Origin of the sequence: Pseudomonas sp. WS 5503, from assembly GCF_012985385.1 — a bacterium.
Classification (GTDB): domain Bacteria; phylum Pseudomonadota; class Gammaproteobacteria; order Pseudomonadales; family Pseudomonadaceae; genus Aquipseudomonas; species Aquipseudomonas paracarnis.
Window position 1 is genome coordinate 44,411 of sequence record NZ_JAAQWI010000007.1, and the last position, 19,954, is coordinate 64,364.

The following is a 19,954-nucleotide window of genomic DNA, read 5'->3' on the forward strand; positions in this document are numbered from 1 at the left end:
CCGCCCGTGGCCCAGCGAGGCTTTACCCTGCTGGAGATGCTGGTGGTCATTCTATTGATCGGCATTGCGGCGGGGTTGTTGGGGCTGGGTGTACGGCAAGGGCTGCAGGTGGCCAAAGAGCGCCGGGTGGTCGCGCAGATGGTCGAGGCGCTGCGCGCCACGCGGGCGAGTGCCATCGTCAGCGGCCAGGCGGCGCGCACTCAGTTCGACCTCCAGGGCCGCTCGTTCCAGGCTCCAGGGCGTGCGTCACAGCAGTGGCCAGCGCAGGTGCAAGTGACCTTGCACAGTGCCGAGCAGGCTGGGCCCGCGGTGGTGTTCTATCCCGACGGCAGTTCCACAGGCGGTAACCTGCTGCTGGCCAACGGCAGCCGTCGTTGGCGCATCGACATTGGCTGGCTTACCGGCAGTGTGCAGTCCAAGGCGCTGCCATGAAGCACCAGGCCGGTTTCACCCTGCTGGAAATGCTCGCCGCCCTGACGTTGATGGCGGTATGCAGCAGCGTGTTGCTGGTTGCCTTCGGCCAGAGCGCGCGCGCCTTGTCCCAGGTGGCCCGCAGCGACCGCCTCAGCCATGCCGCGCTCACGGTGCTGGACCAGGAAGCCGCCGGCCCGCTGACGGAGGGAACCCGCCAAGGCGAACTCGAGGGTATCCATTGGCAATTGACCAGTACCCGCCAACAGCCGCACCTGTTTCGTCTCGACCTTAACGTGCGTGAAGGCGCGCATCAGGCGCACTTCAGCACCTTGAAGGCGCGCCTGTGAAGCGCCGGGAGCAGGGCTTCACGCTGCTGGAAGTGCTCGTGGTGCTCAGCTTGCTGTCGGTGTTGTTGTTGCTGGTGAGCGCAGCGTTGCTGGGGGCCAATCGGGCGGTGGCCAAGGCCCAGGCCTACACCGTCAGCCTGGATGAAATGCGCGCCGCCCAACAGTTTTTGCGCACCTCGATCAGCGAGGCGCTGCCGCTAAAGCTCACTGACGATGACAGCCAGGCAGAAGGTTTTTTTATCGGCACGCCTGAGCGTCTGCAGTTTGTGGCGACCTTGCCCGGTGTATTGGGCGGGGGTATCCAGCGCTTTACCCTGCAACGGGTCGGGCAGGATCTGCAGGTGGCTTTTTCGCAGAGTGCCTCCCACGCCAACGCGCAGCGCGATGAGCCGCAGGTGCTTTTGCATGACGTCGAGGCGCTGCAGTTCAGCTATCGCGGTGTCTCGCCACTGGGCCAGCCCACCGACTGGTTGAGCCCGTGGCCCTGGCCCCGGCGCCTGCCCACAGCGGTGCGCATCGACGCCTCCGTCGACGGGCCGGTGCCATGGGTCGCCCAGGTGGTTGCGCTGCGCCTGAACCTGTCCAGCGCGAGCAGCGAAGAATGAAGCGCCAACGCGGTGCGGCCCTGTTGCTGGTGTTGTGGGTGCTGGCCTTGCTCAGCGTATTGCTGGGTGGCCTGGCCGGGTGGGTGCAGTTGCAAAGTCGCCAAGCGCTGTGGCTGCGCCAGCACACTCAGACACTGTTGGCCGCCCAGGCCGGTATCGCACAGGTCATGGCGCAAGGGCAGTGGGTGGCGGACGGGCGTTCTATTGCGCTGACCTTCGACGATGCCCGCTTGCAGGTCAGTGTGCGCAGTGAGCGCGGCAAGCTGTACCTGGTCAACGCAGCCCCCCAAGACTTCACGCGCCTGGCCCTGGCCTGCGGCGCAACACCGGTTCAGGCCCAGCAGTTGGCCAAGGCCCTTGAGACTCGCCGCCATCAGGGCCTGGCGCCGTTTCGGGTGCTGGAGGAGGTACGTCAACTTCCCGGCATGACCCCGGCGCTCTACAGCCAACTACTGCCGCACATCACCTTGTGGAGCGACCTCGACCGGCCCGCTCCGGCATTCGCCAGCCCCCTGATGCGCAAGGCGTTGAACCTGCCACGCCAGGACGCCGAGGGCGTCGACCCCGGCCAGGTCGTGGAAATCGACAGCCGCGCCGAGCGCCCCGGCGGCTATCAGGCACGCCTGCGACTGACCCTTTTATTGAGCCCTGCGGAGGACAGCGCACAGCCCTATCGGGTGGTGCGGTGGCAAGAATGATTCAACTCGAACCGATTGCCCGCTATTGGCGCGGCAGCCTGCTGCAACAAGGTTGGCGCTTGTGGCTCACGGAGTTACGCGGCTGTGTGCCCAAGTGGCTGGCGTTCCAGGAACCTCCCGAGCTCGTTCATCACTGGCCGCTGACGGCACCGGTGGTCCCAGGCAATACGCGCCAGGTGCTGATGCTTGCTCCTGATGCCGTGTTGCAGCAAAGCGTGCAACTGCCTCTGGCTGCCGCGCGCAACCTCGTGGAGGTGGTTGGCTATGAACTGGACCGCTACACCCCGTTCAATGCCGAGCAGCTCTACTTCGTCGCCCGCCAGGAGCGGCGCACACCCAGCCACCTGGAGGTGAGGGTGGTGGCGATCCTGCGCGAGCGCCTTGACCAGGTCCTCACTGACTGCGCCGCCCTCGGCCTGTACCCACACCGCGTGGATGTGGCGGGCCTGGGTATCGACCTGCTGCCCGCGCCGTTACGCCCGCGTTCGCGGCCTGCCGGCAAGCAATTGCAGCGCAGCCTGCCGTGGTTGTGCGGCGCGTTGCTGATCGCGGCGATGCTGTTGTGGCTCAACGACCGCCAGCGGGTACTCGACAGCATGCACGCCACTGTCCAACAGCAAAAAGCCGAGGTCGCCCAGGTGCACGCCCTGCGCCAGCAACTGCTCAACACCCGTGGCGCGGCGCAGTACCTGTCCCAGCGTAAACGGGCGCAACCGCCCCTGGCCGCGCTGCTGAATGACTTGACCAGTTGCCTGCCCGCCGACACCTGGCTCGACCAATTGGACGTCAAGGACGGCGAGGTGAGTTTCTCCGGCCAGAGCGCCAAGGCCAGTGGCCTGATCAGCCGCATCAAAGGCTGCCAGCGCTTGGACAACGCGCAGTTCGAAGGGGTGATCCAACCCGACGCACGCAGCGGCAAGGACCAGTTTGCCTTGCGTGCCCACTTACGCCAGGAGGCCGCCGATGCGCCGACCCCTCACACGCCGTGAACGCCGCGGCGCCGCCTTGTTGACCCTGGCGTTGGTGCTCGGCGCGGCCTATTGGCTGTTGATCGACAGCTGGTTCGCCGGGCCGCTGCGGGCCATGGGTGAGCAGGCCGAACAGTTGCGTGAACAGCAGCAGCGCTATGCCAGCGTCATACGCCAGGGCGATGCCTTGCGCGAACAGTTGGCGCAAGCACAGCAAGACCCGGCCAGCAGCGCCAGCCTGTTGCCAGGGGACGACCCGGACGTGGTCGCCGCCGACCTGATGCAGCGTCTCGCCGACCTGATCAACAGCCACGCCAACCTCGGCGGCGGCTGCAACCTCACCCAGCGCAAACCGATCACGCCCGAACAGGACGACAGCGAGCCCTATCGTCAGGTCAAGGTCAGCCTCACGCTCAATTGCGCCATCGAACCGCTGACCGCGATCCTGCATGGGCTGGAATATCAGCCGCCTTTTCTGTTCGTCGATGAGCTGCATATTCGTCGCGACAAACAGGCGCCAGCCAGTGGCGGGGCGGGCAAGCTGGCGGTGCAACTGCTGGTGCGCGGCTACCTGCAACCGGCGCGGGTGGCACCATGATTGGCCCCTTGCGTCCTCTTGAATGGGGCTGGCTCGGCGTGGCCGGGCTCTTGGGGCTGTTGATGGCGATGATCCTCAGCAGCATCGGCGACGCCCCCCGGTGGTTACCCGATGCACCGGTGCACGCGCCACCCTCGTTCCAGGTGCAGGCCGCTCCCACGCCAGCGTTGCAAGACCTTGCCGGTACCTGGCAAACGCCGCTGTTCAGCCCGGATCGCCGCCCGGACCGGGAGGTGGGTAAAACCCAGGTGGCGAGCCTGGCCAACCTGACCCTCAGCGGCATCATGATCACCGGCAACCTGCAAATGGCCATGCTCAAGCAAGCCGGTGGCCCCACGCTCACGGTACGCTTGGGCCAGGCGTTGCCCAACGGCTGGCGCCTGGAACACCTGACCCCGCAATACGCCCGTTTCGCCCTCAACGGGCGCACCCAGACCCTGAGCCTCTACGGTAAGCGGTTACCCCTGAACTCACATCCCCGCGAGTCTCTCCCTTGATCGATATGCGCACTTCGCTGTTTTGCCTGGCTACCGCCGTCTCCCTGGGCGGCTGTGGATCTTTGCCCGACACCCTCGACCCGGACGACGACCTGCTGCACGAGGCCCTGCAGGGCACCGGCGCACAACGCCCGCCGCTTCAGGCGCCTGTGGCCGAAACCGCTCCACCTGCCACCCAGGCTCCGCCGCAGCGCCAGCTCATTCGTGGCAATCAAGCGTTTGTGCGCCAGCCCGCGGCACCCGTAAACGTGCCGGAGCAGGGCGGCGACATCGTGTTCAATTTCGCCGATCAGCCCATCGAGGCCGTGATCAACAGCGTAATGGGCGACCTGCTGCACGAGAACTACAGCATCGCCGAGGGCGTGGAGGGCACTGTCAGCTTCTCCACCTCCAAGCCCGTGGACAAACAGCAAGCGCTGTCGATTCTCGAAACCCTGCTGTCCTGGACCGACAACGCCATGATCAAACAGGGCAACCGCTATGTGATCCTGCCGGCCAACCAGGCAGTGGCGGGCAAGCTGGTGCCGCAGATGCGCGTGGCGCAACCGGCCAGCGGCCTCTCGGCACGTCTGTTTTCACTGCGCTATATCTCGGCCACCGAGATGCAGAAACTGCTCAAACCCTTCGCTCGTGAAAACGCTTTTTTGTTGGTGGACCCGGCGCGCAATGTCCTGAGCCTGGCCGGCACGCCCGACGAACTGGCCAACTACCAGGACACCATCGACACTTTCGACGTGGACTGGCTCAAGGGCATGTCGGTGGCGGTGTTCGGCCTGCAACGCGCCTCGGTGGCCGAGCTGATGCCCGAGCTGCAAGCCATGTTCGGCGCGGACAGTGGCACACCCCTGGCCGGCATGCTGCGGTTCTTGCCGGTCGAGCGCACCAACTCGGTGGTGGCGATTTCTTCCCAGCCCCAGTACCTCAGCGAAGTGGGCGACTGGATCCGCACCATCGACGAGGGCGGCGGCAACGAGCCGCAGATGTATGTGTACGACGTGCGCAATATGAAGGCCGCCGATCTGGCCAAGTACCTGCGGCAGATCTACGGCAATGGCGCGATCAAGGATGACGCCCCGGCGAAAGTAGCGCCGGGGTTGCGTACCACCACTTTGTCCTCGTCCACCAGTGCCGGTTTGCAGGCGAGCGCCCCGGTGCCCGCAGCCGAAGAACCTGAATCCGAGCCTGCCGAAAACACCCAGGCATCGCCCACCAGCGACCTCGAGGCGGGCACGCGCATCACCGCGCAAAAAAGCAGCAACCAACTGCTGGTGCGCACCCGCCCGGCGCAATGGAAAGAAATCGAAGCGGCGATCAAACGCCTCGACAACCCACCGCTGCAAGTGCAGATCGAGACGCGCATCCTGGAGGTCAAGCTCACCGGCGAACTGGACCTGGGGGTGCAGTGGTACCTGGGCCGCCTGGCCGGTAATTCCACCAGCACTACGGTGGTCAACGCCTCCGGCAGCCAAGGCGCCCTGGGCGGTGGCGGGGCAGGGCTGGGGGCGGCGGACTCGTTGTTCTACTCCTTCGTCAGTTCCAACCTGCAAGTGGCCCTGCACGCCCTGGAGACCAACGGCCGCACCCAGGTGCTGTCGGCGCCATCGCTGGTGGTGATGAACAACCAGCCGGCGCAGATCCAGGTGGGGGACAACATTCCCATCAGTCAGACCACCGTCAATACCGGGGACGCCGACACCACCTTGAGCAGTGTGGAATATGTGCAGACGGGGGTGATTCTGGATGTGGTGCCGCGCATCAATCCGGGTGGGCTGGTGTACATGGATATCCAACAACAGGTCAGTGATGCCCAGAACTCGACGGGAAACAGTGAGACGCCGGTGAACCCGCGTATCTCCACGCGCTCGGTGTCCACCCAGGTGGCGGTGCAGAGTGGCCAGACGGTGCTGCTCGGCGGGTTGATCAAGCAAGACAACGCTGAGAGCGTCAGTGCCGTGCCTTACCTGGGGAAGATTCCGGGGTTGCGCTGGTTGTTTGGCAATACCAGCAAGTCCAAGGACCGCACGGAGCTGATTGTGTTGATTACGCCGAGGGTGATTACCAGCAGCAGCCAGGCGCGGCAGGTGACGGATGATTATCGCCAGCAGATGCAGCTGTTGCGACCGGCTCAATGATCCTGGCTGTACCGAGTACCCATGTGGGAGGGGGCTCGCTCCCGATGGTGGCTTGACACTCCGCAATCAAAAATGTGGGAGCTGGCTTGCCTGCGATGATGGCCTGCCAGCCGACACCTATCAACCTGACACCCCGCGATCAAAAATGTGGGAGCTGGCTTGCCTGCGATAACGGCCTACCAGCCGACACCTATCTACCTGACACTCCGCAATCAAACTGTGGGAGCGGGCTTGCTCGCGAAGGCGGCCTAACAGGCGACGCAGTTATACCGGGTACATATCCATTCCTGCGGTAACGGCCACTTAGGGTTCCGCCCTGACGGCGGCTCACTTTGCAAAAGCGGCAAAGTAAGCAAAACGCTCTTGCCCCACCACTCGGCACCTCGCCTGGGCTCGGTGTGCCCGTAATCCGCCAGTGATTTGGGGGGCCGCCGCCACGCGCCATCCATGGCGCGGGGCGGCTAAACCAGCATCCCTGCCGGTTTACCCCCCAAATCCCTGTCGAATTCCGGCCAGCGTGGTTTGACGGGGCGCTTAAGATCAAAAGCAGATCAAGATCAAGAGCGGCTCGCTTCGCATCGTGGTTACCGTCCGTAGTTACCGTTGCGATGGGGGCGTGTCAGTAAATGCATTTTGGCTGGCCCACAGTCATCAGGAGCACGCCCCCTCCCACACTTTGAGCGTTCTGCGCGCTCAGATTAAAAATCATTTTTATGAATAATTATTTTTATAAATAATGAAAGTACAGAATATTAGCTTATGCCCAAATAGCATTATATTTTTAAAATCCATTCCGTTATGTTTGATCCCAACAGCCTACCCCTGACCTCGGATGGTACCCAGCGTGATTCAGATTCTGCGCGCCTGATCGGGTAATCATCCCGCCGCAGCAGAGTCGTTGGACGGGAGCTCAACGTATGTTGCCACTTCAAACCCCTCGCTTGCCCCACACCTAGCCCAAGCCGCATCGCCCCTTTGACTACCGGCCACGTCGCGCCAGGCGCGTGCCTGCCCGACTTTGCGATTTGGAAAAAGCTGGGAATGGATATGAAGCAAATTCTGCAACCTACTGCTGCCCTGACCCTGTCGCTGTTCGCCGCAGCAGCCCAGGCCCAGGATGACAGCACCTTGTCGACGGTCGTTGTGACCGGCAACCGTGGCGCCGAGCAGCGCACGGTCACCAGCAGCCCGGTGCCGATTGACGTGGTCAGCGCCCGGCAATTGCAAAACACCGGCAAGCCCGGGTTGATGGAGGCGTTGAGCGCGGTGATCCCTTCGCTGACCCTGCCGGAAAAAACCGGTTGGGACGCCAGCGGCATTGCCCGGGCACCGAACCTGCGGGGTTTGAGCGCCGCCGAAGTGTTGGTGCTGGTCAACGGCAAGCGCCGCCACACCAGTGCCACCTTGAATATCAACGGCATCAACACCGGCGCGGCGCCGGCTGACCTGGACCTGATCCCCATCAGCGCCATCGACCATGTCGAAGTGCTGCGCGATGGTGCGGCTGCCCAATACGGGTCTGACGCCATCGCCGGGGTGATCAACGTGATCCTCAAGGCTGACACCCGTGGTACCTCGGTGACCCACGCGGGCCTTGGCTACGACGGCAAGAAACAGACCGTGCAGCAAAGCCTCAACAAGGGCTTCGAAATCGGCAACGGCGGCATCGTGCAACTGGCCCTGGATGCACGCAGCCAGAACGATGACAACAAGGCCAGCGCCAACGGCTACACCTATGAGCAAGCCTATGGCCTGGCGGGCAAGTCCACCTATGGCGGCTACGGTACGCCCAAGACCAACCTGCTGACCCTGGGCTACAACGCCGAGTTGCCGATCGACGACAGCCTCAGCCTCTACTCCTTTACCACCTACTCGCGACGCAAGGCCGAGCAGGGGCAGAACTTCCGTCTGCCGACCATCACCAACACCATCACCACCGGGCCTAACGGTTACCCGGCCGGGTACACCCCGACCTGGTACATCGACGAGGACGACTTCCAGGCGGCGTTTGGTGGCAAGGGCACTGTGGGCGAGTGGGACTGGGACTTGTCTACCACCTATGGGCGCAACGAAGCGGAGCAGGGCACCACCCACAACCAGAACCCTTCCCTGGGCGAAGCCACGCCGAACAGCTTCACCTCCGGTACCTGGATTTCCACCGAGCTGACCACCAACCTGGACTTCAAGCGTGGCTTCGACATCGGACTGCAAAAGCCCTTGGACCTGTCCTATGGCTTCGAGCATCGGCGCGACACTTACGAGGTGCAAGCCGGCGATTACGCGTCTTATGCCAATGGCGGTTACTGCGTGGCGCCGGGTAACTGTGCGTCGTCCGGGGCACAGGTCACCAACGGTATTTCACCGGACGAAGAAAGCAGCGCGTCACGCAACAGCCTGGCCGGTTACGTGGATGTGGGTTTCAACCCCTTGCCGGACTGGTACGTTGGCACGGCGGTGCGTTATGAGCATTACAACGAGGGCGTGGGCGCCACCCGCAGCGGCAAGCTGACCACCCGCTACGACTTCACCCCGCAGTTCGCGGTGCGTGCCACGGTGAGCAATGGCTTTCGTGCGCCGTCCCTGGCCAACAGTCTGTTCAGTGCGCGCTCCACCACCTATGGCGTCGTCGATGGGGTGTATCAGTCGATCAACTATGGCGTGCTCCCCGTGGGCTCGGCGGCGGCCCAGGCGCTAGGCGCGCAGGCGTTGAAGCCCGAGCGCTCCACCAACTTCAGCCTTGGTTTCACGCTCACGCCCACCGACCGCCTGAGCTTCACCGCCGATGCCTACGTGATCAACCTGCGTGACCGTATCACCCTTACCGGCACCTTGCTGGGCCCGGAAGTCACCCAGGTGCTGCAGAACAACGGCATCAACTCCACCTCCGGCGGCCAGTACTTTATCAACGGCGCCGACACCCGCACCAAGGGTCTGGACCTGGTCAGCAGCTACAACCAGGACCTGGGCGCGTTCGGCGCGCTGAAGTGGACCGCCGCGTTCAACTGGAACCAGACCCAAATCCTCAACTACAAGGAATCCACCCACATTCTTGGTACCTCCTACGACCTGATGGACCGCCAGGCGCGCAACCTGATCACCGGCGTGCAACCCAACACCAAGCTGATCCTGGGCGGTGACTGGAGTATCGAACGCTTCAACCTCAACCTGGCCCTGACCCGCTACGGCTCGTACAAGGAAGTGAACTCATCGGCCAATCGTGACCTGGACCGGGTCTACAACGCCCGCTGGATCACCGACCTCGACCTGGGCTACAGCCTCACCAAAGACCTGAACATTGCCATCGGCGCCAAGAACCTGTTCGACCTCTATCCCAAGAAACAAGGGGTGCCGAGCAGCACCATGGTTGCCAGCTACGGCACCTATTCGCCCTACGGTTTTACCGGTGGGTATTACTACACCCGGCTGACTTACGCCTTCTGAGGCCTGCGAGGAAAAGAACATGCCCATTGTCGCCAAACCCTATGACCTGCTGGATGAAGTCAGCGCCCAACCGCTGCGCCAGCGCCGTGCCGCCACGCCAATCAAGGCGTTGCGCGTGGTGCCGGCCCGGCACCCCTGGCGCTGGGCCGGGTCGATTTTCGCCGCGCTGGTATTACTCGCCATCGTGCACTCCCTGGCCACCAACCCGCGCTGGGAATGGGGGGTGTTCGGCCAGTGGTTCTTTTCGCCCTCGGTGCTGCGCGGGTTGGGCCAGACGTTGCTGCTGACGCTGTTGAGCACAGTGTTCAGCATCCTGCTGGGTACCGCGCTGGCCCTGGCGCGGTTGTCGGGTTCGCCGTTGCTGGCGGCGTTGGCCTGGGGCTATATCTGGTTTTTCCGGTCGATGCCGGCGCTGCTGGTGCTGATCATCCTCTACAACTTTGCCTACCTGTACGACCACATCGTGCTAGGCGTGCCGTTCACCGACCTGGTGTTCGCCGAGTGGTCGACGGTGGATGTGCTCAGCCAATTTACCGTGGCCGTCCTGGGCTTGAGCCTGATGCAGGCGGCCTACGCGGCGGAGATCATTCGCGGTGGGCTGATTGGCGTGGATGCCGGCCAGCATGAGGCGGCGGCGGCCTTGGGTCTGCCGGCCTCTCGACGCATCTTCCGGATCATCCTGCCCCAGGCACTGCGCTCGATCTTGCCGTCGGGGTTCAATGAAATCATCGGCCTGGTCAAGGGCACCTCGATTGTCTACGTGCTGGCCTTGCCCGAGCTGTTCTATACCGTGCAGGTCATCTACAACCGCACCCAGGCGGTGATCCCGTTGCTGATCGTCGCCACGGTCTGGTACCTGATCATCACCACCGTGCTCACCAGCGCCCAGTACTACGTCGAGCGCCACTTCGCCCGGGGCACCGCGCGGGCGCTGCCACCCACGCCGTTGCAGCGCGTGCGCCGCTGGTTCAAGGAGAAGGCCCATGCCTGAAGCACGCGCCGGGCGCATTCAGATCCAGGGCGTGGGCAAGCGCTTTGGCAACCAGCAGGTACTCGATCATATCGACCTGAGCATTGACCCTGGCAAGGTCACGGTGATCCTCGGGCCGTCCGGCTCGGGCAAGTCCACCTTGCTGCGCACCATCAACCATTTGGAGAAGATCGACAGCGGGCATATCACCATCGACGGTGAGTACGTCGGATATCGGCGCAAAGGCGAGCTGCTTTTTGAACTCACCGAACGCGAGATTCTCAAGCGCCGTATCGACGTGGGCTTCGTGTTCCAGAACTTCAACCTGTTTCCCCACCTCACCGCCTGGGAAAACATCGCCGAAGCGCCCCTGGCGCACAAGCGCTGGAGCCGGCTGCAGGCCCGTGACAAGGCCGATGAATTACTCGCCAAGGTCGGCCTGGCGGACAAGGCCGACGCCTACCCGCGCCAGCTCTCCGGCGGCCAACAGCAACGCGTCGCCATCGCCCGGGCTTTGGCGCTCGACCCCAAAGTGCTGCTGTTCGACGAGCCCACCTCGGCCCTCGACCCGGAACTGGTGGGCGAGGTGCTGGACGTGATCAAGGGCCTGACCCAACTGGGCGTGACCCTGGTGATCGTCACCCATGAGATCGGCTTTGCCCGCGAAGTGGCCGACCACGTGGTGTTCCTCTGCGACGGCCAACTGATCGAAGAAGGCCCGCCCGAACAGATCCTGCGCCAACCCCGACATCCTCGCACCCAGGCCTTTCTCGGCAAAGTGCTTTAGTTCAAGGAGTGACTGCCCATGTTTATCACCACTGCCCGTGTCGTCCTGCTGGCAATTGCCGGGGCCGCTGCCCACAACGCATTTGCCGTGCAACAGGTCGACCTCAGCCCCGATCGCCCGCGCATCCATGCGCCACGCAATGAAGCGGCCATCGCGCAGATCCCGCCTGGCTTCAAGTTCGCCCAGCCGGGCAAGTTCACCGTGGCCGTGTCAGGTGTAGCCGGGCCACCGCTGGCGCTGCTGGCCAGTGACGACAAGACCACCATCGGCAGCGAGGCGGACACCGCCCAATTGGTAGCCGACAGCCTTGGCCTGCAACTCAACGTCGTGCAGACCAGTTGGGAAGACTGGCCCCTGGGCGTCAGCTCGGGCAAATACGACGCGGTGATCAGCAACGTCACCGTGACCGAGGCGCGCAAAAAGCGTTTCGACTTCGCCACCTACCGCCAGGATGTGCTCGGGTTTTACGTCAAGAGCACCAGCAAGATCAGTGAGATCAAGCAGGCGGCGGATATTGCCGGGCTGAAGATCATCGTCGGCTCCGGCACCAACCAGGAAAAAGTCCTGCTGGCGTGGAACGAGGCCAATGAGAAAGCCGGCCTCAAACCTGCGTTGTTGCAGTACTTCGACGACCAGGCCGCCGCACAACTGGCGGTGCAGTCTGGGCGCAGCGACGCACTGTTCGGGCCGAACTCGGTGTATGCCTATTCGGCAGCGATCACCGGCGGCATCAAGCGTGTCGGCACCGTCAATGGTGGCTGGCCGTTGCAGGCGGATATCGCGGTGACCACGCGCAAGGACAACGGCCTGGTGCAGCCGATCCACACGGCACTGCAGGGTGCGATTGCCGGCGGCCAATACGAGCAGGTGCTGCAACGTTGGGGCCTGGATGTCGAGCGCGTCGACAAGTCGCTGATCAACCCACCGGGCCTGCCGGACTAGGAGCATCGACATGGGACTGACACGACGTGAAGCGCTATCGAGTATTGCCGCAGTCGGCGGTGAGAAGGCGGTCAAGGACGCATTGGCGGTGTTGGGTCTGGGCCCATCGTCACACCGCCGACCGCAACCGCTGAAACTCAAGGACGACCTGGGGCAGGGCACTCGGGTTCTGGTGCTGGGCGCCGGAATTGCCGGGCTGGTCACTGCGCTGGAGTTGACGCGCGCCGGCTTCAGTGTGCAGGTGCTGGAGGCCCGCGAGCGCGTGGGTGGCCGCACCTGGACCCTGCGTAACGGCGACCGCGTGGACTATAAGGACGGTCGCTCGCAGACGGTGGGGTTTGACCCAGGCCAGTATTTCAACGCCGGGCCGGCGCGCATCCCCAGCCAGCACCGCACGATCCTCGATTATTGCGGTGAGCTTGGCGTGCCGTTGGAAGTGCTGGTCAACAGCAGCCATGGCGCCCAGGTGCGGCCGGACCTCAGCCAAGCGGCGTTCAGTGTCGGCCAGGCGCTCAACGATACCCGCGGGCATCTGTCGGGGTTGCTGGCCAAGGCGGTGCAACGCGACGCTCTCGATGATGTATTAAGTGGCGAAGAGCGCACACGCCTGCTCGGTTTTTTGCAGGTGTACGGTGACCTGTCCCAAGAGCTGGCTTTTGAAGGCACCCTTCGCTCCGGGCACCTTGAATCGGCCGCCCACCCTGGCGCCTTGCCCGCCCGCCATAAACCCTTGGGGTTGGACCGCTTGCTGCACCCGGAACTCTGGGGCGCTCTGTTACACACCGAATTCCCGGAGTTTTCGGCCACCATGTTCCAGCCAGTGGGCGGCATGGACCGCATCACCGAGGCCTTCTACCGACGGGTGCAGGAGCAGGTGCAACTGGGCGCCCAGGTGCGGCAGATCCGCCAGCTGGAGGACGGCGTGGCGGTGACTTACCACGACCAGCGCAGTGGCCGTGAACAGGTGGTGCGTGCCGACTTTCTGGTCTCCACCTTGCCGCTGCCCCTGCTGGCCAAGCTCGATACGAACTTCAGCGCGCCGGTCAAGGCGGCCCTGCTCAGCACCCGCAGCGACCAGGCGACCAAGGTGGCCTGGCAATCCCCGCGCTTTTGGGAGACCGACTACCGTACCTACGGCGGCTTGTCGTGGATCGAGCACCCGGCGCGCCTGCTGTGGTACCCCAGCAACGACCTCAACACCCGCGAAGGCGTGCTGGTGGCCGGTTACGTGACCGGCGAGGGCGCCGACGTGTTTGGCGGCCAGCCCCTCAATCAGCAGTACGCCGCTTCCCGGCAAGCCGTGGAGCTGTTGCATCCAGGTTACTCCAGGCACTTGCGCAGCCCTCTGGCGGTGTCCTGGGAGCAGATCCCCTACAGCGAAGGCCCGTGGTTGCAACGCGAACACTTCCCCGCCGAGGCCCACGCCCTGCTTGAACAGCCCCATGGCCGGGTGTACTTCGCCGGCGACGGCCTGGTGCAGAGCGGCGTGGGTATCTGGCAGGAATCGGCAGCCAACTCGGCGCGCCATGTGGTCGCGCAACTGGCCGAGCGCATCACCCAACAACACCAACTCGCGGCGTTGGCCGCATCCTGAGGAGCCTCACCATGAGCGACAGCATTCAACGCACCAGCGTCGGCGAATTTCCCATCTCGCAAACCGTCACCGTGCCGGCCTCGGCCAGCCTGGTGTTTGTCAGCGGCACGCTGCCGGACCCCGCCGACCCGAAGGTGCCTGGGGTGTATGGCGACACCGAAGTGCAGAGCGTTTCAGTGTTCAACAAACTGCGCCAGATCTTGCGCCAACACGACCTGGACCTGGGCGACATCGTGCAGTTACGGGTGTTTCTGGTCGGCGCCGAAGAGACCGGTGGCAAGCTGGATTTTGCCGGGTTGCAGCGCGGCTATACCCAGTTCTTTGGCACGCCCGAACAGCCAAACAAACCGGCGCGCACCGCGTTGCAAGTAGTGGCGTTGCCGTTGCCGGGGGCGTTGGTGGAGGTGGAGGCGATTGCGGCCAGGGCGGTGTGATCACACCCGTCACTCTGTGGCGTGGAGCCTTTGCTCTGTCGCTTGATCGATCAGTGCCCGCAACGCTTCGAACAAGGGTTGGGCATCTGTGTGTTTTTTGCCGTAGGCCAGGTTGAAGGCGTAATCGAAATCGGGAGGGTTCAGCCCCTGGGTGTGCTGCAGCAGGGTCTCCAGTTTGTCCATGGCCTTGACGGCTTTTGCTTCCGGCGAAAGCGCGTTCTCGTAGTCATCCCATAACGCCAGGATCTCGGCTTTCAGGGGGCTGTCCAGGGACTGCGCCAAGAGCAGCAGATCGCGCCGTTCCTGTTCGCCCTTGTTGGGAAAGGCCACCTGATTAACCGCAGGGACATCGCCGTGGATGGCTTCTCCCAAATCGTGGATAACGCACATCTTGAGGATTTTCAGCAGGTCCAGGCCGGGCAATTGATCAGCGAACACCATCGCCATCAGACACAGGCGCCAACTGTGTTCGGCCGTGCTTTCAGTGCGACCCGAAGCCGTGTGGGCGCTTCTGAGCACATCCTTGAGTTTTTCCGCCTCGCGCAGAAAGTCGAGACGGCCTTTGATTTTTTCCATGTCCATGCTGCTGCCCCGCAAGGTCGGTTGTGCAGGTAAGCCTAGGTGCGGGAGCACAGATCGTCCACGCATAAAGTATGCGCGGTGGGCTTTATAGTGTTTCGACTAGGCGTGCTGCGCTGCCATCGCTCAGGGTCATGCGTGTCCAGCGACAGATGCTGGGGCGTATGGGCACGAGGTTGGAATCGTTGCTTCCAGTGGCGAACTCAAGAGCCGGTGGCGCCTGGGTTTCGCGCCAGCCGGTGTGCTCCAGGCTGGCTTCGATCAGTTGGATTTGCGGCGTTGCGAAGCGCCACAACGACTGGCCCATAAGCTCGGCGAGCGGGCTGCTGAACTGGCGTGCGCGGGAGGGCGAGCACGCGAGCAGGCGGTGAGTCAGGTCGCATACCAGGTGCATCGCTTGTGAACTCTCACTGACCAGCCGGGCCAATGCCTGATCGGCGGCTGCATCAAGCCGGGCTGCCAACAGTTGCTCTAGCTGCTGATGCGCAGCCGGATCCATCGCTTGTACGCCACTTTCCCAGCGCGAAATAGTCGATTGCGTGACGTTGAACAACTGCGCCGCATGACTTTGCTTGATGCGGTGCAGCAAACGCCACCGCCGCAGCGCAATGCCGGGCAAGGCAGGCTTGAGCAACGAGTGAGGCATCTGTGATTCCTGAGTTGGCGGGTTGATGACGAGTGTGATGACAAGAGGGCGGTGGTGCAAATGAGTGGGATGAACGGCCCACATGGTTACTCTCTATTCCTGCAACAGCAATGCCTGCTGCTTGAGCCTGCGTTTTTGCGCAAACAGCAAGCTCTCATCATCCCCATACGGCGCGCTATACCAGTTGCCGTAGCTCGGGTTGGGCAGCAGGAACCAACGCTGGCCTAGCCAATTCACATAGGGTTCGACGGCCTTGCGTTGTGCATCCAGGGTGTTGTGTTCGGCTTGCACGAAATCTCCCAGCGAGTCACCAGCCATCAACAGCACGCGGGCATGGCTGGCGACCCACTGGCGGCGGCACTGCTTGCCGTAGCCCGCGCTTTCGCAGTGGCCGGTGGGGGTGCTGGCCGCCAGGATCTGTGCGTCGCTCTCAATCGGAAAGCCGCGCAAACGCAGGTTTTTGGCGGTGGCCGCGACCTGGCTGTGCTCGCGGTTGGTGAGGTAGTACACCTTGACACCTTTTTGTCTGGCCGCTTGCAGGAACGCCACGGAACCTGGCAGCGCCTGAGCCTTGGCCTGCTCGACCCAGGTATTCCAGCGATCGTAGGAATAGACCTGATTGTTGATGATGTCGCGAGCGTTGAGCGGCACGTTGTCCAGCAGCGTTTCGTCGATGTCCACCACCACGGCCGGGGGCAAGCCGGCCATGTTGCGTGGGGCAAAGGGCAGGGCGTCCCAGCTCGGGTCGGCCAGGGCGACATCCAGTTGGCGGGTGGCATTGGCGAAGAGCTGGCGGTAGATCAACTCGTGCTCGATGGAGGTCTGAGTCCAGAGCACGGCGTCGAGTTGGTCGTTGGCAGGCGGGTGTTGCTGGCAGCCCGCGAGGGCGGTGGTGAGCAAGCAGAGGCTGACGAAGAACAGGTTGCGCATTGGGCTCGGTCTCGAAGAACGTGGTGGCGTGGTCTGCACGCCAGTCTAATCACTTGAGAGGCTCGCGGCTCGTTGCCGTTTCGGAATCGTCTTAAAGCCAGGTTTCACCCTTGGCGGGTAATGTAGCGAGCGTTGAAGGATCGTCGTCGCTGCCCATCTGCCAGGTTTGCCTATGTCCAATAAAACATTACGTTTTCTGATCGCCGACGGGGAGCATTTGCAGCGGGTCAAGATCGAGAAAATGCTCAACCAGTTGGGCTATTACCGTATCGCCCCCTTGAGCTCATTCGAAGAAGTGCAGGCGCTGACGCGCTCGAACGGCGTGATGTTCGACCTGTTGATCATCAACACCGCGCTGGTGCGTTCGCGCCAGGTCGACCTGCTGAAGTTCTGCCGTGAAAACCCGATGATCCGGCACGCGCTGATCTATGACGGGCAGTGTGCGCAGCGGTCGGTGGTGCCAGTGTCGGCCAGCCAGACCTTGCATCTGTCCTTGTCGCAATCACCGGATTTCAATTCCCTGTGCCGTTGCCTGGAAATGCTCGACCCGGCGGCGATGGCGCGTGTCGCCGGGATGTCACCCAAGCGTTGAGCGTCAGCGCCCCCAGCTGGGCAGGTGGTGATTGCCCATTCGCCAATGGGGCTGCCGAGGCCTGAGGCACACACCGCCGACCCAACGCTCATGGCTGACGTGGTCCATCCAGTTGGCGTCGCCGTTCAATACAGCCTGCCCCAGTGGCGTCAACGCCAAGGGGCGCTTAGGCCATGGTTGATCCCTCTCTGTTTCCACCAGCAACGGCTGCTCGCCATCGATCAACGGCCGCATCAGCGCATGAAACATCAGGTCGCCAAGGAACGGCAGGGGTTCGCGCCTGGCCATCAACTCTGCGAAGACCCGGGCAAACGCCACTGGCCCGCTTTCGGCGATATACCTCAGCGCCAAGCGCTCGGTCAGTGAGAGGCCATCCTCAATCCCTGGCAACTCCTGCAATTGGCGGCGTAGCGCCGGTGCAAGCAGCGGCAGGCTCGGGTGAGCGGTACGGGCCAGTTCTGCCAGCTTGATCGGCGAGGGGGCGCAGTAAGCCGACCAGGCTTGTTTGGCCACGTGCACGGCCGCGTCGTCGATCAAGCGTCGCTGAGGCCACAGCCAGGCAAGCACGTCGGGCGCCAGTTGCCCGATGCCGATAAACCGTTCGACGCCCGGTATGCGGTCGACCTCGATCAGCTCAAGCTTTTTTGGCGCGCGTTCAAGGCTTGAGAGTGCGCGAATCAGGAACAGTTGGTCATAGGCGTCCGCTTCACACCACAGCACGCTATGTTCGGCGCCGGCCAGTGCGTCCAATTGGGTGTATTCCTCGTCAACGCGCAGGTTTACATCAGCAGGGGTCAAGGCAAAAGTCTGGCTGATAAAAGCGCTGCGCAGGCGGCGGAATTCGGCGCTGGGAAGATTGCGTACGGGGCCCATGCACAGTGGGTCGCTGAGCATCTGGAAGCGGCCCTTGAACCCAGCCACCAGCAAGCTGTGGGCAATGTCATTGCCACAGCGCCAATGGTGAGTGCGTGCCTCGTCGCTGGCCTCGAAACCGGGGTGGCGCGCAGCAAAGTCCAGGGCATCGATATGCGCCTTGAGCTTGGGCCAACTGGCAAAACCCAATTGCCTGGCGACCTGCCATTGGGCCTGGGCCAAGGTGGCGCTGGGGTCTAGTTTTTTCAGGTGCGACAACAGTTCCTTGGCGCGCTTGCGCTGCTGCTCAAGGTTGAGGCGGCCATTGGTAGAGGAGGCCAAAGGGCGTTGCGACATACGAGCTCCTTGCACAAACCTTTTCCGCTTCAAGGTTGGGAGTCGTAGAAATGTGGTGGAGCTGGGATGTCTTGGGCGCAGCCCTTTCCGCGGAAGGTGGCGTAGAGAGCGCCAGGCGGGAAATATAGGCAGCATTGCCGTTCGGTGCAACCCTGAAAATGTGGGCTTGCCCCAATGCCACTCTGTCAAGCGCAGTTCCCGTGTGGGAGCGGGCTTGCGAAAGCGGTAGGTCAGTCGCTGCATCTGTTACTGCACCACCGCTTTCGCAGGCAAGCCAGCTCCCACATTGAATCTTCGTGCATTGCGTTCGCTTAATTCATCGACATTGGGGCAGGTGCTGTTTTATTTGTCCTGGCGCGCATCCAGGGTTTTTTGATGCTCGGCCAGGAAGGGTTGCTCCGCTGGATCAAAACGATCAATCCCGGCAGTGAAGCGGTGCCAGTAGGGGTACAACGGCTGACGGCGAGTGACGGCTTCGATGCGCGCCGACTGCTCTTCGGTGAGTTTCAGCTCGGTGGCCGCCAGGTTATCGCGCAGGTGTGCTTCCGTACGGGCGCCGATAATCAGCGAGGTGATCCCCGGGCGATCCTTGAGCCAGGCCAGGCAGGTGCGGGCGACCGAGACGCCGTGTTCATCACCGACGGCGGCGAGGGTCTCGATAATGTCCAGCGCACGCTCCTGGTCGTGGACGTAGGGTTCCGGCCAACCGCTGCCCTGGCGGGTATTGGCGGGCGGCTTGTGCCCGCGTCGGGTCGTGCCGGTCAGCAAGCCTTCGCCCATCGGGCCCCATACCAAAGTGCCAACCTGCTGGTCCAGGGCCAACGGCAGCAACTCGTACTCGGCCTCGCGGGATTCCGGGGTGTAGTAGATCTGCTGGGTAATCGGCTTGAGCATGCCGTGCAGTTCAGCCTTGCCCAGGGTTTTCATCATCTGCCAGGCGGTGAAGTTGCTGGTGCCGAAGTAGCGGATCTTGCCCGAGCCGACCAACAGGCGCAGGGCTTCCAGGGTCTCTTCGATTGGCGTCATGCCGTCCCAGTTGTGCAGTTGGTACAAGTCGATGTGGTCGGTGCCCAAGCGCTTGAGGCTGGCTTCGCAGGCGCGGATCAAGTGGTAGCGCGACGAGCCGGAGTTGTTGGGGTTGTCGTCTACCGGGCTGCGGCCCTTGGTGGCCAGCAGAATGTCGTTGCGCTTGTCGCCCAGCGCCTTGCCCACCACTTCTTCGGCCAGGCCGTGGGAATAGAGGTCGGCGGTGTCGACCATGTTCACCCCGGCGTCGAACGCCATATCGAACATGCGCTTGGCCAGGGGCACGTCCACCGCACCGCATTTTTCAAACTCTGCGCGACCGCCAAAGGGCACGGTGCCCAGGATGATTTCCGATACCAGCAGGCCGGAATGACCCAGTTGTCGGTACTGCATGTTGCCTCCTACTTAACGTTGCACGTGAAGGTGTGAACGATGGGGGCGGCGATAGTTTGAATTTTTTCATGAAATCCTCGCGCCAGGCTTGGCTGCGACGTGCACGAGGGATTGTTTCGCTGGATGAAATGCTGGATTGTGAATCCTGGTCA

20 protein-coding genes are annotated in these 19,954 nt (G+C 63.0%); 15 read left to right on the forward strand and 5 right to left on the reverse strand.

The window, feature by feature from the left end:
• Positions 1-6: 6 nt before the first annotated feature.
• The 14 genes from HBO10_RS18215 (at position 7) to HBO10_RS18280 (ending at position 14,427) form a co-directional block, all read left to right on the forward strand.
• Complete coding sequence (locus tag HBO10_RS18215; protein WP_034128224.1) at positions 7-432, forward strand: GspH/FimT family pseudopilin; 426 nt, start codon at positions 7-9, stop codon at positions 430-432.
• Positions 429-761, forward strand: a complete 333-nt coding sequence (locus tag HBO10_RS18220; RefSeq protein WP_034128223.1) for a type II secretion system protein — start codon at positions 429-431, stop codon at positions 759-761. Before HBO10_RS18215 ends, HBO10_RS18220 begins: the two co-directional genes overlap by 4 nt.
• Positions 758-1,366, forward strand: coding sequence for a prepilin-type N-terminal cleavage/methylation domain-containing protein (locus tag HBO10_RS18225; RefSeq protein ID WP_034128222.1), 609 nt, complete (start codon positions 758-760; stop codon positions 1,364-1,366). The genes HBO10_RS18220 and HBO10_RS18225 overlap by 4 nt, the downstream gene beginning before the upstream one ends.
• A complete protein-coding gene (locus HBO10_RS18230) occupies positions 1,363-2,064 on the forward strand; it encodes a hypothetical protein (RefSeq protein WP_034128221.1) in 702 nt (233 codons plus the stop codon). Before HBO10_RS18225 ends, HBO10_RS18230 begins: the two co-directional genes overlap by 4 nt.
• Entirely contained in the window at positions 2,061-3,053 is a 993-nt protein-coding gene (locus tag HBO10_RS18235) for a PilN domain-containing protein (protein WP_034128220.1), read from the forward strand. The genes HBO10_RS18230 and HBO10_RS18235 overlap by 4 nt, the downstream gene beginning before the upstream one ends.
• Complete coding sequence (gene gspM, locus HBO10_RS18240) at positions 3,028-3,630, forward strand: type II secretion system protein GspM (RefSeq protein WP_034128219.1); 603 nt, start codon at positions 3,028-3,030, stop codon at positions 3,628-3,630. The genes HBO10_RS18235 and gspM overlap by 26 nt, the downstream gene beginning before the upstream one ends.
• Positions 3,627-4,127, forward strand: a complete 501-nt coding sequence (locus tag HBO10_RS18245; protein WP_034128218.1) for a general secretion pathway protein GspN — start codon at positions 3,627-3,629, stop codon at positions 4,125-4,127. Before gspM ends, HBO10_RS18245 begins: the two co-directional genes overlap by 4 nt.
• Positions 4,128-4,132: 5 nt before the next feature.
• On the forward strand, positions 4,133-6,259 hold the full coding sequence (gene gspD / locus HBO10_RS18250) for a type II secretion system secretin GspD (RefSeq protein ID WP_034128217.1): 2,127 nt from the start codon (positions 4,133-4,135) through the stop codon (positions 6,257-6,259).
• Positions 6,260-7,306: 1,047 nt separating this feature from the next.
• Entirely contained in the window at positions 7,307-9,700 is a 2,394-nt protein-coding gene (locus tag HBO10_RS18255) for a TonB-dependent receptor (protein ID WP_034128278.1), read from the forward strand.
• Positions 9,701-9,719: 19 nt separating this feature from the next.
• Positions 9,720-10,691: an amino acid ABC transporter permease gene (locus HBO10_RS18260; protein WP_034128216.1), complete on the forward strand. Its 972-nt coding sequence runs from the start codon at positions 9,720-9,722 to the stop codon at positions 10,689-10,691.
• Positions 10,684-11,457: an amino acid ABC transporter ATP-binding protein gene (locus HBO10_RS18265; protein WP_034128215.1), complete on the forward strand. Its 774-nt coding sequence runs from the start codon at positions 10,684-10,686 to the stop codon at positions 11,455-11,457. The genes HBO10_RS18260 and HBO10_RS18265 overlap by 8 nt, the downstream gene beginning before the upstream one ends.
• A gap of 18 nt (positions 11,458-11,475) precedes the next feature.
• A complete protein-coding gene (locus HBO10_RS18270) occupies positions 11,476-12,399 on the forward strand; it encodes an ABC transporter substrate-binding protein (protein ID WP_034128214.1) in 924 nt (307 codons plus the stop codon).
• Positions 12,400-12,409: 10 nt separating this feature from the next.
• The gene (locus tag HBO10_RS18275) at positions 12,410-13,993 is read left to right on the forward strand and encodes an FAD-dependent oxidoreductase (protein WP_034128213.1); all 1,584 of its coding nucleotides are present in this window, start codon (positions 12,410-12,412) and stop codon (positions 13,991-13,993) included.
• 11 nt (positions 13,994-14,004) lie between these two features.
• Positions 14,005-14,427 carry a RidA family protein gene (locus HBO10_RS18280; RefSeq protein WP_072446228.1) on the forward strand — a complete coding sequence of 141 codons (423 nt, stop codon included), beginning with the start codon at positions 14,005-14,007 and terminating at the stop codon, positions 14,425-14,427.
• 9 nt (positions 14,428-14,436) lie between these two features.
• Here the strand turns inward: HBO10_RS18280 and HBO10_RS18285 are convergent, their stop codons facing one another.
• The 3 genes from HBO10_RS18285 to HBO10_RS18295 form a co-directional block, all read right to left on the reverse strand.
• Positions 14,437-15,009, reverse strand: a complete 573-nt coding sequence (locus tag HBO10_RS18285; RefSeq protein WP_034128211.1) for an HD domain-containing protein — start codon at positions 15,007-15,009, stop codon at positions 14,437-14,439.
• Between the two features lie 85 nt (positions 15,010-15,094).
• A complete protein-coding gene (locus HBO10_RS18290) occupies positions 15,095-15,652 on the reverse strand; it encodes a helix-turn-helix transcriptional regulator (protein ID WP_034128210.1) in 558 nt (185 codons plus the stop codon).
• 93 nt (positions 15,653-15,745) lie between these two features.
• The gene (locus tag HBO10_RS18295) at positions 15,746-16,582 is read right to left on the reverse strand and encodes an HAD family acid phosphatase (RefSeq protein ID WP_034128209.1); all 837 of its coding nucleotides are present in this window, start codon (positions 16,580-16,582) and stop codon (positions 15,746-15,748) included.
• A gap of 172 nt (positions 16,583-16,754) precedes the next feature.
• Between HBO10_RS18295 and HBO10_RS18300 the strand changes: the two genes are divergently transcribed.
• On the forward strand, positions 16,755-17,174 hold the full coding sequence (locus tag HBO10_RS18300; RefSeq protein WP_034128208.1) for a chemotaxis protein CheY: 420 nt from the start codon (positions 16,755-16,757) through the stop codon (positions 17,172-17,174).
• A gap of 3 nt (positions 17,175-17,177) precedes the next feature.
• Here HBO10_RS18300 and HBO10_RS18305 read toward each other — a convergent pair whose 3' ends face one another.
• Positions 17,178-18,383: a DUF1835 domain-containing protein gene (locus HBO10_RS18305; protein WP_034128207.1), complete on the reverse strand. Its 1,206-nt coding sequence runs from the start codon at positions 18,381-18,383 to the stop codon at positions 17,178-17,180.
• Positions 18,384-18,725: 342 nt separating this feature from the next.
• Complete coding sequence (locus HBO10_RS18310) at positions 18,726-19,802, reverse strand: aldo/keto reductase (protein ID WP_054898365.1); 1,077 nt, start codon at positions 19,800-19,802, stop codon at positions 18,726-18,728.
• Positions 19,803-19,954 lie beyond the last annotated feature (152 nt).

What these genes read in the sequence shown, in the direction of transcription:
- HBO10_RS18305 (WP_034128207.1), bottom strand. Translation starts at nt 18,383, where the DNA reads ATGTCGCAACGCCCTTTGGCCTCCTCTACCAATGGCCGCCTCAACCTT.
- HBO10_RS18270 (WP_034128214.1), top strand. Translation starts at nt 11,476, where the DNA reads ATGTTTATCACCACTGCCCGTGTCGTCCTGCTGGCAATTGCCGGGGCC.
- HBO10_RS18260 (WP_034128216.1), top strand. Translation starts at nt 9,720, where the DNA reads ATGCCCATTGTCGCCAAACCCTATGACCTGCTGGATGAAGTCAGCGCC.
- HBO10_RS18220 (WP_034128223.1), top strand. Translation starts at nt 429, where the DNA reads ATGAAGCACCAGGCCGGTTTCACCCTGCTGGAAATGCTCGCCGCCCTG.
- HBO10_RS18230 (WP_034128221.1), top strand. Translation starts at nt 1,363, where the DNA reads ATGAAGCGCCAACGCGGTGCGGCCCTGTTGCTGGTGTTGTGGGTGCTG.
- HBO10_RS18295 (WP_034128209.1), bottom strand. Translation starts at nt 16,582, where the DNA reads ATGCGCAACCTGTTCTTCGTCAGCCTCTGCTTGCTCACCACCGCCCTC.
- gspM (WP_034128219.1), top strand. Translation starts at nt 3,028, where the DNA reads ATGCGCCGACCCCTCACACGCCGTGAACGCCGCGGCGCCGCCTTGTTG.
- HBO10_RS18265 (WP_034128215.1), top strand. Translation starts at nt 10,684, where the DNA reads ATGCCTGAAGCACGCGCCGGGCGCATTCAGATCCAGGGCGTGGGCAAG.
- HBO10_RS18290 (WP_034128210.1), bottom strand. Translation starts at nt 15,652, where the DNA reads ATGCCTCACTCGTTGCTCAAGCCTGCCTTGCCCGGCATTGCGCTGCGG.
- gspD (WP_034128217.1), top strand. Translation starts at nt 4,133, where the DNA reads ATGCGCACTTCGCTGTTTTGCCTGGCTACCGCCGTCTCCCTGGGCGGC.
- HBO10_RS18285 (WP_034128211.1), bottom strand. Translation starts at nt 15,009, where the DNA reads ATGGACATGGAAAAAATCAAAGGCCGTCTCGACTTTCTGCGCGAGGCG.
- HBO10_RS18310 (WP_054898365.1), bottom strand. Translation starts at nt 19,802, where the DNA reads ATGCAGTACCGACAACTGGGTCATTCCGGCCTGCTGGTATCGGAAATC.
- HBO10_RS18300 (WP_034128208.1), top strand. Translation starts at nt 16,755, where the DNA reads ATGTCCAATAAAACATTACGTTTTCTGATCGCCGACGGGGAGCATTTG.
- HBO10_RS18255 (WP_034128278.1), top strand. Translation starts at nt 7,307, where the DNA reads ATGAAGCAAATTCTGCAACCTACTGCTGCCCTGACCCTGTCGCTGTTC.
- HBO10_RS18235 (WP_034128220.1), top strand. Translation starts at nt 2,061, where the DNA reads ATGATTCAACTCGAACCGATTGCCCGCTATTGGCGCGGCAGCCTGCTG.
- HBO10_RS18275 (WP_034128213.1), top strand. Translation starts at nt 12,410, where the DNA reads ATGGGACTGACACGACGTGAAGCGCTATCGAGTATTGCCGCAGTCGGC.
- HBO10_RS18280 (WP_072446228.1), top strand. Translation starts at nt 14,005, where the DNA reads ATGAGCGACAGCATTCAACGCACCAGCGTCGGCGAATTTCCCATCTCG.
- HBO10_RS18245 (WP_034128218.1), top strand. Translation starts at nt 3,627, where the DNA reads ATGATTGGCCCCTTGCGTCCTCTTGAATGGGGCTGGCTCGGCGTGGCC.